This window comes from Sporosarcina sp. P2 (genome assembly GCF_002743255.1).
GTDB lineage: Bacteria > Bacillota > Bacilli > Bacillales_A > Planococcaceae > Sporosarcina.
The window spans coordinates 23,676-36,231 of the sequence record NZ_PDYY01000007.1 but is presented as its reverse complement, the minus strand read 5'-3'; the positions used below and the strand labels follow the sequence as shown (position 1 = coordinate 36,231).

12 protein-coding genes are annotated in these 12,556 nt (G+C 46.2%); 1 reads left to right on the top strand and 11 read right to left on the bottom strand.

Annotated features, from left to right (window positions below):
• Window positions 1-7: 7 nt before the first annotated feature.
• Both CSV67_RS08790 and CSV67_RS08785 read right to left on the bottom strand, forming a co-directional pair.
• Window positions 8-1,198 (bottom strand): acetyl-CoA C-acetyltransferase, encoded by a 1,191-nt coding sequence (locus CSV67_RS08790; RefSeq protein WP_099631229.1) that lies wholly within the window; start codon window positions 1,196-1,198, stop codon window positions 8-10.
• 155 nt (window positions 1,199-1,353) lie between these two features.
• Window positions 1,354-3,615 carry a (Fe-S)-binding protein gene (locus CSV67_RS08785; protein ID WP_099631228.1) on the bottom strand — a complete coding sequence of 754 codons (2,262 nt, stop codon included), beginning with the start codon at window positions 3,613-3,615 and terminating at the stop codon, window positions 1,354-1,356.
• Between the two features lie 418 nt (window positions 3,616-4,033).
• Here CSV67_RS08785 and CSV67_RS08780 point away from each other — a divergent pair, with 418 nt between their 5' ends.
• Window positions 4,034-5,233 (top strand): iron-containing alcohol dehydrogenase, encoded by a 1,200-nt coding sequence (locus tag CSV67_RS08780; RefSeq protein WP_099631227.1) that lies wholly within the window; start codon window positions 4,034-4,036, stop codon window positions 5,231-5,233.
• Window positions 5,234-5,451: 218 nt separating this feature from the next.
• On the opposite strand, the gene CSV67_RS08775 is transcribed toward CSV67_RS08780, so the two are convergent.
• The 9 genes from CSV67_RS08775 to CSV67_RS08735 are packed head-to-tail and all read right to left on the bottom strand — an operon-like array spanning window position 5,452 to window position 12,555.
• A complete protein-coding gene (locus CSV67_RS08775) occupies window positions 5,452-6,033 on the bottom strand; it encodes a cob(I)yrinic acid a,c-diamide adenosyltransferase (RefSeq protein WP_099631226.1) in 582 nt (193 codons plus the stop codon).
• Between the two features lies 1 nt (window position 6,034).
• Window positions 6,035-6,418 carry a bifunctional adenosylcobinamide kinase/adenosylcobinamide-phosphate guanylyltransferase gene (locus CSV67_RS08770; protein WP_099631225.1) on the bottom strand — a complete coding sequence of 128 codons (384 nt, stop codon included), beginning with the start codon at window positions 6,416-6,418 and terminating at the stop codon, window positions 6,035-6,037.
• On the bottom strand, window positions 6,370-6,963 hold the full coding sequence (locus CSV67_RS08765) for a histidine phosphatase family protein (protein WP_099631224.1): 594 nt from the start codon (window positions 6,961-6,963) through the stop codon (window positions 6,370-6,372). The genes CSV67_RS08770 and CSV67_RS08765 overlap by 49 nt, the downstream gene beginning before the upstream one ends.
• Complete coding sequence (cobS, locus tag CSV67_RS08760) at window positions 6,924-7,688, bottom strand: adenosylcobinamide-GDP ribazoletransferase (RefSeq protein ID WP_099631223.1); 765 nt, start codon at window positions 7,686-7,688, stop codon at window positions 6,924-6,926. The genes CSV67_RS08765 and cobS overlap by 40 nt, the downstream gene beginning before the upstream one ends.
• Before the next feature lie 12 nt (window positions 7,689-7,700).
• Entirely contained in the window at window positions 7,701-8,519 is an 819-nt protein-coding gene (locus CSV67_RS08755; RefSeq protein WP_099631222.1) for a cobyric acid synthase, read from the bottom strand.
• The gene (locus CSV67_RS08750) at window positions 8,516-9,088 is read right to left on the bottom strand and encodes a bifunctional adenosylcobinamide kinase/adenosylcobinamide-phosphate guanylyltransferase (RefSeq protein ID WP_099631221.1); all 573 of its coding nucleotides are present in this window, start codon (window positions 9,086-9,088) and stop codon (window positions 8,516-8,518) included. The genes CSV67_RS08755 and CSV67_RS08750 overlap by 4 nt, the downstream gene beginning before the upstream one ends.
• Window positions 9,070-10,143 (bottom strand): threonine-phosphate decarboxylase CobD, encoded by a 1,074-nt coding sequence (gene cobD, locus CSV67_RS08745; protein WP_099631220.1) that lies wholly within the window; start codon window positions 10,141-10,143, stop codon window positions 9,070-9,072. Before cobD ends, CSV67_RS08750 begins: the two co-directional genes overlap by 19 nt.
• Window positions 10,130-11,083: an adenosylcobinamide-phosphate synthase CbiB gene (cbiB, locus tag CSV67_RS08740; RefSeq protein ID WP_099631352.1), complete on the bottom strand. Its 954-nt coding sequence runs from the start codon at window positions 11,081-11,083 to the stop codon at window positions 10,130-10,132. The genes cobD and cbiB overlap by 14 nt, the downstream gene beginning before the upstream one ends.
• On the bottom strand, window positions 11,083-12,555 hold the full coding sequence (locus CSV67_RS08735) for an adenosylcobinamide amidohydrolase (protein WP_099631219.1): 1,473 nt from the start codon (window positions 12,553-12,555) through the stop codon (window positions 11,083-11,085). The genes cbiB and CSV67_RS08735 overlap by 1 nt, the downstream gene beginning before the upstream one ends.
• Window position 12,556: the final 1 nt, after the last annotated feature.

The window sequence follows — 12,556 nt, the reverse complement described above, 5'->3', positions numbered from 1 at the left end:
CCCCCGGTCAGTTAGTTTTTGGAACTTCGATCATGATGGCATCTCCTTGACCGCCACCTGAACAGATTGCTGCGATACCGATTCCACCACCGCGACGTTTTAGTTCATTCGCCAATGTAAGTACAACACGCGCTCCGCTTGCACCGATTGGGTGACCTAATGCGACTGCGCCACCATTGACGTTCACTTTTTCTTCGTCCAGTCCAGCAATTTGTGAGCTTGCAAGCGCAACGACTGCGAACGCTTCATTGATTTCGTATAAATCAATGTCGTCTGCTGTTTTCCCTGTTTTCTCGAGTAATGCCTTAATGACGTGACCTGGTGTTTCAGGGAAACGCTCCGGTTCGATTGCTACTTCCGCGTGACCTAGAATAACAGCAAGCGGTTCTTTGCCTTGCTTTTCCGCTTCGTCTTCATTCATTAACACGACAGCGCATGCACCGTCGTTAATGCCTGGTGCGTTTCCAGCTGTGACACTACCGTCTTTACCGAAAGCTGGGCGTAGTTTTGCCAACGCTTCAAGTGAACTGCCTCTACGTGGGCCTTCATCTTCTGTCACAACGACTGGATCACCTTTACGTTGAGGAATGCTAACTCCAACGATCTCCTCTGCGAATACTCCTTTGTCCATCGCTTCAAGTGCACGTTCATGACTACGTAATGACCATTTATCCTGTGTTTCACGGCTAACTGAAAAGTCATTTGCTGTACTATTTCCATACCTACCCATATGAACATTGCCCGGCGCGAATGCACAAGTTAGTCCGTCGTATACCATGCCGTCCACTAATGTGCTATCGCCCATTTTCAAACCTGAACGGACATTCGCGTAATACGGTGCATTGGTCATCGACTCCATACCGCCAGCGACGATCGTTGTCTCATCACCGAGACGGATTAGCTGGTCGGCAAGTGTGATACTACGCATTCCGGAAGCACATACTTTGTTGATTGTTTCCGTTTTGACACCGTATGGAATGCCGCCTTTGACTGCTGCTTGACGTGAAGGTATCTGGCCTTGCCCTGCTTGTAAAACGGTCCCCATGATTACTTCATCCACTTGATCACCTTGTACACCAGCACGTACTAATGCTTCTTTGATGGCGATGCCGCCTAGATCGCTTGCTGTTTGTGATTGCAATGCACCGCTTAATTTTCCAAATGGTGTTCTAGCACCTTGTAAAATAACTGTTCTCATCTTCCCATTCCCCCTATTTATATGCTGACTGAACGCTCGCTCGATATTTGCCTACTAAATAAGAGGGTGCATAGCCCCTCTTATTATAGTTCATTCAATTGTTAGCGCTTTAGATAACTTAATTGTACGGTATTGACACGATATTCACAATACTTTTAATTCCGTTTTCCATCGTCGTTTTTCGGTGTTTCATCCCCTGTTTCAACCGTTACAGCTAACTCGGGCTCCGAAATCAATTCTTCTGTCTCTACTACTTCTTCCACAACTACTATTTCTTCTACCACTTCTTCTTCGGGCTCCGCAACCGTTTGGAATTCTCCAAAGATCGATCGCTCCAATAGTTCAGCAATGTCGTATGTGCCGACTTGTTCTTCGACTTCAACAGCTTTCGTTCCGTCAGACAACATCGTCAAGCAATACGGACAGCCCGATGAAATGATTCCTGGGCTAACTTCAAGCGCTTGTTCAGTACGTGCTACGTTGACGCGCTGGCCTGTATCTTCTTCCATCCACATCATACCGCCACCCGCTCCACAGCACATGCCTTCTTCACGGTTACGTTCCATTTCTACCAACTGAACGCCTGGAATCGCTTTAAGGATTTCTCTTGGCTGATCATAGACGTCGTTATAGCGTCCTAGATAACAAGAGTCATGGAATGTGATGACCTCGTCGATGGCATATTTCGGTACTAGTTTGCCTGCCATGACCAGTTCATAAAGCAACTCGGTATGGTGTTTGACAATAACTTGCAGACCGAAATCGGGATATTCATTTTTGAAGATATTATATGCGTGCGGATCGATCGTGACAATTTTTGAGACGTTGGCTTTTTCGAATTCCGCGATATTCGCAGTTGCGAGCTCCTGGAATAAAAATTCATTTCCGAGACGACGTGGTGTGTCTCCGGAGTTCTTCTCTTTGTTACCAAGAATTGCAAAGCTTACTCCTGCTTCATTCAATAAATGTGCGAAAGATAGAGCAATTTTCTGTGAGCGGTTATCAAACGCACCCATAGAACCAACCCACAGTAGGTATTCGAAGTCTTCTCCAGCATTCTTCGCTTCCTTCACTGTCGGGATGTGCAAGTCTGGACGTGCGTCTCTCCAGTTTTCTTTCTCTTTTCGGTTAAGACCCCAAGGATTTCCTTGACGTTCGATATTTGTCATCGCGCGCTGTGCATCGGGATCCATCTTCCCTTCCGTCATCACCAGATAACGGCGAAGATCGATAATTTTATCTACGTGTTCATTCATTACTGGACACTGGTCTTCACAGTTACGGCACGTCGTACATGCCCAAATTTCTTCTTCCGTGATGACGTCTCCGATCAATGAAGGACTATATAATTCATCGATTGTCATGCCTTCCGCCGTAGCAGCGAATGCCAATTGATTTCCTTGTGTGTTGTTGAACATGAACTGCGGTACCCACGGTTGTTGCTTCGTCATGACAGCACCTGTGTTTGTTAAGTGGTCACGTAGCTTCGTTATCAAGTCCATCGGTGATAACATTTTACCTGTACCCGTCGCCGGACACATATTGGTACAGCGTCCACATTCTACACATGCATAAAAATCTATCATTTGCGCTTGTGTGAAGTCGGTAATTTTGCCTACACCAAGTGGCGGCATTTCATCCTCGTCTTCGATTTCTTCAAGCGCTTCAAAATCGATTGGCTTTAAACGTCCTGCGTGATCTAAGCGGTGGAAATAGACGTTTGCCGGACCTGCGATCAAGTGCGCGTGCTTAGATTGTGGAACATACACTAGGAACGTCAACAATGTTAGTAAGTGTACCCACCAGCCGATAAAGAATATGGTGACGGCTACGCCCGTCGGAACACCGCTGAATACTGTTGCTATGATCGACGCCATTGGCTCTGTCCATGTAGTACCTTCATTATGCCAAATCATGTTCGCGCCGTTTGCGACCAGTGTGGAAATCATTAGTAGTCCAATAAATATAAGAACTAGACCGGACTTCCAACCGCGCTTTAGACGAACTAACTTCTCCATGTAACGACGGTAGAACGCCCATACGACCGCTACTAGGATGACAAATACGACAATTTCCTGAAAGAATGTAAACGCCGGATACAACGGACCAAGTGGCAGATGCGATCCCGGTTTTAAGCCTTTCCAGATCAGGTCAATTGCCCCAAATTGAACGAGTAGGAAACCATAGAAGAACATCACATGAATGGCCCCACTCTTTTTATCTTTCAATAGTTTCTTTTGTCCAAATACGTAAACCCAAATTTTCTTCAAACGCGCTTTGACGTCATTATCGAATTCTTCTTTTCTCCCCAGTCGGATGAATTCGTAGCGAGTTTTTAGTAAGTATAGGAATAAACCAAAGCCGTATATAACGACTGCTGTAAATAATATCCAGTTCGCGATAAGTAATATATTCATCCCTTATTCCCCCTCCATTTCTTCTACTTGTGATTCCCTTTGAGAAACCGCTTTCAATTATATTCTATGTATAGTGTAATAATGAATGATCATTCAGTCAACTCTTTTTGTAAGTTTATTTTTTATTTTCTTACTATGTATGAGAGGTCGTTTTGTCAAGTAATTATGTAGTTATTACCATTATTCTCTCATCAAAGCCCGCTCTTATCGGCTTTATCGCTACGTTTTTTAAATTTATCAATGAATCTAGGATGTGGATTTTTCAAATTAGAAAAAGTGTGCGTTTTTCATCTCTAGCATAACATTACTGTCAGATTAGTTGGAACATTCCGTTTCATCGTATTTAAATATAGCAAATTCACCTACTTCATGCTAACGTTTTCATAATATGCTGCTAGCATTAGAAAGGGGTTTTGTTATGTATCGATTATATGCACGGCTATTTCAAAAAGGACTCAAAGTCGGAATGAACTTTTTACCTTGGCGAGAGCCAGAGTTGCTAGTTGGACCTGGTAGTTTGGAAAGCCTTGCTGGGAAAGTAAAAAGTCTCGGTATTCGTAGTGTGCTTATTATTACGGATCACGACGTCGCCAAGCTCGGCTTACTAGATGTCCTGCTAGTCGGTCTCCATTCACTCGGTATCAAATACTTGGTGTATGACCAAACTGTCGCAAATCCTACGATAGTCAACATCGAAGAAGCGCGAGCATTGTACGTCGCCAATGAATGCGAAGCACTCATTGCGTTCGGCGGTGGTTCTCCAATGGATTGCGCAAAAGCGGTAGGTGCACGAATTGCAAGACCCGAGAAACAGATTCCCGAGTTGAAAGGCTTATTCCACGTGCGCAAGCGAATTCCTACGTTGTTCACGGTACCTACGACCGCGGGAACTGGAAGTGAAGCAACGCTCGCTGCGGTAGTGACGAATAGTAGGACATATGAGAAGTATGCAATCAATGATACGTCACTGATCCCCCATTATGCTGTACTCGACCCATTGTTGACGATGAAGTTGCCGCCCGCCCTTACGGCAGCCACCGGAATGGATGCCTTAACGCACGCAGTCGAAGCGTATATTGGCAACAGTAATACGTATGATACACGGAATGACAGCCGTGCAGTAGTGCAACTCGTGTTCTCAAATTTATATGAAGCCTACCGCAATGGGGAGAATTTGACTGCCAGAACGAATATGCAACAGGCTTCTTATTTGGCCGGCAAAGCATTCACTCGAGCGTACGTCGGCAATGTTCATGCCATCGCACACACGCTCGGTGGTTTTTACAACATGCCACACGGATTAGCGAATGCAATTATTTTACCGCACGTACTCGAGTATTACGGAAAAAGCGTATATGAACCTCTTTCCGAGTTAGCTGATTTAATTGGCATCACAAATCATTCGGATACGATGCGAATGAAAGCAGAGAAGTTCATCGAGGAAATTCGGGCATTGAATCATGCGATGAACATTCCGGAGAAGGTGGATGGAATTATGGTGGAAGATATTCCACTAATGGTACAACGCGCCTTAGCGGAAGCGAATCCATTGTATCCTGTGCCGAAAATTTTAAGTAAGCCAGAGTTTACGGAATTGTATGATGTGATTCGGGTTTGATTTGATGGAGGTAGGGCGGATGTGAGACTTGAATGAGCGCTCAGGCATTGTGATTGAGCGGAGACAAAGCTTGATAGAGCGCTCGGGCATTGCGATTGAGCGAATACAGGACTTGATAGAGCGTTCAAGCCCCGCGATTGAGCGGATACATGAATTCATTGAGCGCCCCCAAAAAACAGGGGCCTCTGGCATTACCAGAGACCCCTGTTTACGCATGATCACTTATCCTTTTTCTCATTCGTGCGGAACACTTTTGCGCTGCGGACGTATTCATTGTCTGAAATGCCGAGTCGAGCGTTCACGATGCGTGCTGCTACGAATAGATAATCCGACAGACGGTTCAAATAGCGCCCCACGACAGGTGATACGTCGTCCGCTGCGTTCATCAGTGTAACCGTTACACGTTCTGCACGGCGTGTTACGGTACGCGCGATGTGCAATGTCGCAGCTGCTGGTGAACCGCCTGGTAGGATGAAACGTTCTAGTTCAGGCGCTTCTTCCATTAGTTTATCGATTCGGTTTTCAAGAACTGTGATAGGTTCATCGTCAAGTTTGTAATGACGCTCTTTCATGACGTTTGCCAAGTCACCGCCACCATCAAATAATTCATTTTGAATTGTCTCAAGATCGGTTAGGATATCCGCAAACGTCCCTCCATCCAGTTCTGTCATAGCTTTCCCAATGAATGAATTCAGTTCATCAATCGTGCCGTATGCCTCGACGCGCAAGTCGTCTTTTGCGACGCGTCCACCAATTAAACTTGTCGTACCTTTGTCACCAGTCTTCGTATAAATTTTCATTTCACTTCACTCCTTTGATTGTCTGAGCAATACCATACCAAATTCTTGTAACCGTTGTTGCTTCTGCGAATAATTGCTGATACAAACGGCCGCATCGATCGCGCAGTTCCCGTTGCTGTGCATCAAGCGGCACAATGCCCCGCCCGATTTCCGTTAATATGAAGACAGTGTTCGGTCCGCTGATTTCGCGTACCGCGTTGCTGGCCTCTATTTCTGTTATATCCATAGTCATCAGCCACTCGTGCAAATCCGAAATGACGAGTGATTTACCGGGTTTAGCGGTTGCTGCTGTATCCATTGTACAGAAACACGCTGACGAATCGCCAATCCAACGTCTCACATAGTCCGTTTTACCGTTATAGGCACCTCCGATAACGACGTGCATGGCTTCCCCTCCTTGAATTCATTCTCGCTAGCCCATTCGAGTTGCCAAATGGATCCGTTCGTAACGTTCCATTCCCAAAATGAACGTTGCTCTTGTGTGAATGTATCGAGCACTACGCGAATCACGCCGCCATGTGTCACGACGACCGCTTCATTCGGCAACTCGGCTAATGCATCCAGCACGCGTGACTTCACTTGCTGCAATGTTTCCCCATTGCGCGGTGGTGTGTTCCACGCATCGTCTAGCCAATTGCGGTAATCGGGATCATTTTTCAATTGATCATACGACTGCTCTTCAAAGTCCCCGAAATTACATTCCCGCCAGCGCACATCAGCCGTAAAGTCTATTCGTGGAAAATAAATGGCTGCTGTTTGACGGGTTCTGATCAAATCACTTCCCATTACATGTTGGACGGCTACTGGAAATTCAATGGCCACGCCTTCTTGCGACACCAATTCGCTATCCGTCCACCCACAATAGAGTCGCTGTTCATTGGCAGTCGTCGTTAAGTGCCGAACGAGAAATACACGATAAGGACGCCCCATAATAGCACCTCCATTCCTTCAATGAATGCCCCGCATAGATCCCCTGTGACGCCTCCGAAATGTTTGATCGTCCAGAGATGATAAAGCCAGATCGCTAAACATATGACGAGTAGCATAACGGGGAGTAATAAAATGGAGCGGAAATGAATACTTAACAGAACAATCGTCACTACACTGATCGCGCTCGATGCAACTAGCATCCGTCCGCGTAAAAATTGTTGTTTGAAAAAGTACGCAATGCCGCTTGTTTTCGCGGTTTTCGTCAGTGTGTAATACCCTACTACAGCAGCGCGAGAGAGAATCGGCACCGCGACAAGCAATGCCCAACCGTTTACAAGCTGCAGAATTTCAATGAATAAGCCAATTTTCATGCAGAGCAAAACGAGTAACGACAATGTGCCGAATGCACCGAGTCGCGGATCATCCATGATAGTTAGACGTTTTTCACGATCCTGATAAGAAAAGAATGCATCGCCGAGATCCGCAAATCCGTCTACATGTAAGCCGCCAGTCGCAACCAATCCCGCGAGTAAAATGAGTACCGCAGCTAGGAAATTATTGAAATCACTTGTAACATACGCAACGCCTGCTAGCAGTAAACCGATTCCTCCACCGACGAACGGCAACGCGATGTACATACCGGAAACTTCTTTTTTCCCTAGCGGCAGTTCTTTATGAACAGGAAGTGACGTGAAAAATTGGAGCGCTAGTAAAATGCTATTCATCTTCTCGCTCCTTTACGCCAAAATAGATTGAATCAACGGCCAGTCGATATGTTGCTTGACGTGCTCAGCCCATTGTTCGTAGACATCGACACCTTCCATTGCAGGAAGCGTGGTACGATCCATGTCTTCTTCTGGTATTCCATGGTTTTCTAAGACGGGAATGACACCAGCCACCGGGATCCCGGTGTATTGTTCAATAAATTTCACGCCACTTTCGAAATAAGACGCGTCACCGTAAAATTTATTGATGATAATACCTTTGACACGCTGACGTCTTTCTTCTGAAAGTAGTTGAAGCGTGCCAACAATCGATGCAAATGCACCACCTTTGGAAATGTCCGCAACTAGTATAACAGGCACACCTGCCAGTTCCGCAACGCGCATATTCGTCAGTTCACGATCCATCAAATTTACTTCTGCTGTACTTCCCGCTCCTTCGATGATCAGCATATCGTAGTGATCGGACAAATAATCTAACGCTCCTTGGATTGTTTCAAGACCTTTATCGAACCACTCTTCACGAAAGGATTGTCCGTCTATCGTCTCAAGCGGTACGCCCATGAATAGAACATCAGCCTGCATATCATCTCGCGGCTTCATCAAAATCGGATTCATTTCCACGATCGGTTGTGTGCGAGCTGCTTGTGCTTGCTGGAATTGAGACCGACTGATTTCACGTCCGTCCGCTAATGTTTCAGTGAAGCCCGACATGTTTTGTGATTTGAATGGTGCAACATGAACACCTTCATTCGCAAGTAGCCGGCATAGTGCGGTGCAAATCATCGTTTTACCGACATCTGAAGCAGTGCCAACGATCATTAATCCGTTCATAAACTCTCACCTTTCCAGACGATTGGCAACCCGTGATCCATTTCAATCGCATGATTTGCAAACTCCACGATTTGTTGATGTAGCGTGCCGATTGTTTTGCGGTAAATTTCCGTCTCTTCTCCATATTGCTGCCAGTCATCGAGGACTTCATTTGAAACAATGACTAGCTGTGAGACAATTTCTTTCATTTGCTTTATCGTGTGAAGTAGTTGATTTTGCTTTTGTTCTAAACACCCCGAGCGATGAACGCAAGGTGTACCTTCTTCGTATCCTTCATACATTTCATTAGCGAGCCATGTAGTGAGGCAGTCCCATAAAACGAGATCACCTGGTTTTAGAAACGGCAACACTTTATGGAGATGTTTCGGTTGCTCGATTGTGTGCCAATTTGCATGTCGACGATCTTCTCTATGTTGATCAATCCGATGCTTCATCTCTTCATCGGCTGCTACACCGGATGCAATGTAGACGAGGCGACCTGCCGTTTGATTCGTAAGCAGTCGTTCCGCATACACACTTTTTCCGCTGCGCGCTCCGCCACTGATGAATGTTACTGTCGCTTGAACCATTGATCCATCGCCTCCCGCAGTGTATCCATCATCGTTTCGGACTTCATTCCGATCCGTAACCAGCGCCCGTCCATCCCGCGGAAGTTTTCTGAATGCCGCAGGACGATCCCTTGATTCAATAAATCTTGATAAAGCTTTTTCGCATCTTGCACAGGCTTCATGACGAGATAATTAGCGGAAGAGTCGAGGACTTCACAACTATTTGAGCGCAAGAACTGCGTCATCTTTACGCGTTCTGTTTGCGCGTGCAAAATCGCCTGTTCACGATACGCTTCTTCCTGTAAACAGAACACCCCGATTTCGGCAGCGAGTCCGTTGACATGCCAATGCGAAGCTCGTTGTTTCAACGTTTCAATTCGTTTGGCATGTGCAATGATATACCCTAAACGGATGCCAGGAATCGCATACATTTTCGTCATCGAGCGCACGATTAACAAATTCGGATAGTTCGCGACTTGTGGAATAAAGGACTTGGATTCATCGATGAAATCAATGAATGCTTCGTCTAGCACAACATCTGTCGAACTACTTTTAGCCGCTTCTATAATCGTTATTAGCTCGTTTTTTGAAGGTAACAAGCCTGTCGGATTATTTGGCGTGCATATATATATCGCATCCACTGTAGGTAATGCCTGTAGAATTTGACGCATAGGCAATTCAAAACCTTCTGCTTCACAAGCTTGAAGCGATACGACCTCTGCACCGTTCACTTCAAGTGTAGCGCGATATTCGGAAAAGGTTGGATTAATCAAGATTACTCGTTTGCCTCGGTAATTCCCTGCCAATAAAGAGAGTATTTCTGCCGCACCATTGCTGACGAGCACTTGTTGTTCGTCTACTTGATGAAAAACCGAAACCGCTGAACGAAATGGCTGACCGTCTGGATCGGGATAGCTGTTGAGTGTTGATATCAACGTAGGCCACGCTTCCATTACAGACGGCGGAGGTCCTGCTGGATTGCAGTTCTCACTGAAATCCAACACTTCATTAGGCATAGGAATATTCATTGATGTGTACAGTCGTTTACTGTTTGCGCCGTGTTCAGGCAATCGCATAGAAAATCCCTCCTATTACTGTGCCCAGTGACCAGAATGTCCAAGACACGACTTGCATTTGGTAAGTAGCGGAGCGGATATGTTCTTTATTCGCAATGACTGCCGGCCCCAGTATCGCCCGTTCCGACACTACTCCGCGATATGTACTGCGTCCGCCCAACTGAATATTGAGTTGCCAAGCCGTTGCTGCTTCAAGATAGCCGCTATTTGGGCTCAAATGCTTTTTCGCATCGCCCAACCAACCGCTAATTCGCTTGGTAAATGAATGTCCACCTTCATTTGGAGTGAACAATAGAATGAGCAATCCTGTAATTCTTGAAGGTATCCAGTTAAAGAGATCATCCATACGAGCCGAAACTTTCCCAAATTCACCATAACGCTCATCGTTGTACCCCACCATGGAATCAAGTGTATTGATCGCTTTATACAGCCATAGACCAGGTGCACCGAGCAAGAATGCCCAAAATAATGGGGCCGTGATCCCGTCAGACGTGTTTTCTGAAACCGTTTCAATCGTAGCGCGGGCTATCGCACTTTCATCGAGCTTCTTCGTATCCCTACCGACAATCCAACTGAGTTTTTCACGAGCTTCGTCCATGTCTCCTGACTTCAATGGCTCATAAACTAGCATCGCCGCGTCACGCAAACTCTTTTGTGCAAGTCCCGCCGCAATGAGCAGCGCTTCGATTGCGATCCCCGCCAACAAATGCAGGCGATACGCAATACTGACAAGCCAGAGAACGAGCAGAAATGTCGTCATACATATAAGCAACCAGACTATCGCCCCTTTTACTGTCCGCATACGGCCTTTATTCAACAGCTTCGTCAAGTTACTAATTGTCGTACCTAGCCACTTGACTGGATGCGGCCAGTTAGGCGGATCTCCAATGAGCCGGTCGAGTACCATGCCAATGGCGATCGCAATAAAATGTGCAGGTATCATCCGTGCTCACCAACTGCTAATCGATACGAATGAATAGCTCGCACCGTACAATCATAGACCCCTTTACCGATCAACTTCCCAAGTTGAGTAATGGGCCCCGCGTACGGCAAGTATTCTCCTTGTTGTGTAGATGCGATTAACATGCTATCTGTCGAAGTACCTGTAGCGACTGTGCCGGATTCTGGATCTTTCACTTGCTCGTCTTGCAGTGCTTTCACTTTCGCTTCTGTTGCGGTAATCAACGCTTGGACGAAAGCTTCTTCACTTAATTCCCCGTTAATGAATACCCATGTATTGATCGTACCTATGTAAGGAATATCTTCACGTTGCCAAGACTTCGAAACATCCACCGCATTTCCAACACCTGCAGTCACCGCCACGACAATCGAGCCGAACTCTCCTTCGTACTCTTCTACTTCAACGTGCTCGGGACTAACGGCTGTCATCATCGCGACTGTATCTGTCAGATGATAGCCAAGCGTACGCAAATAGTCCGTGTTCTCCCGTTGAACATCATCAATCATATAATCCGCACGTACGCCTCGATTGACGAATGTCTTGTACCAGCCAAGTCCCGCATTATGGACAGCGGAAGAAATCGTCTTCAGCGATTGGCTTGATTGCAACAATACGTGATCTTCCTTAATCGTTATGTCTGCCTTCCTTACAGTAAATAGCTCTACCTTTTCTTGCAAGTTCGGCAACAGCGTCATTTGAGGCTTCGGCATTTCAGGATGAGGCTGTGTTTTGACACGCGCATTGTATACGTGATGAATCTCTTGCTCGAGCACGACGTCTTGCGGCACGCCAATTGAAGCTACTTCTCCGTTCTTTAATAGCAACAGGCGATCGCAATAAAGAGCAGCGAGATTGATATCATGAAATACCGAAATGACCGTGATCCCCTTCTGTCTCGCTTGATTACGGATCGTATCGAGCAATTGTTGCTGATGTGCGATGTCGAGGTGATTTGTCGGTTCATCCAATAATAAAATAGGTGCTTGCTGGGCGAGTGCTTGTGCAACAAATACGCGTTGTTGCTCGCCGCCTGACAATAATTCAATGGCGGTATTTTCGTATCGCGTGACACCTGTATAATTCATCGCTTCTTGTACTGCTTGCTCGTCAAACTCCGACCAACTTGAAAAAATTCCGGTCTGATACGGATAACGACCTAGCGCGACAGTGTCTTTGACGCTATGGGAAAACGCATGGGCATGAAGCTGTGGCAAGACCGCTACTTGCTGTGCGAATTGTTTCTGCGTATAGGCACCAGAAGGCTTTCCGGCAATCATTACCCTACCGCTTTGTTTCGGCAAAATCCCCGATATAATTTTCAGTAATGTAGATTTCCCGCTCCCGTTCGGCCCTAAAATCCCGAGAACTTCTCCTTTTTCCACGTGGAACGACACATTTCGCACAATCGGTTCTCTTCCGTAACCTCCCGACAAATTGTCCACTTGCAACATC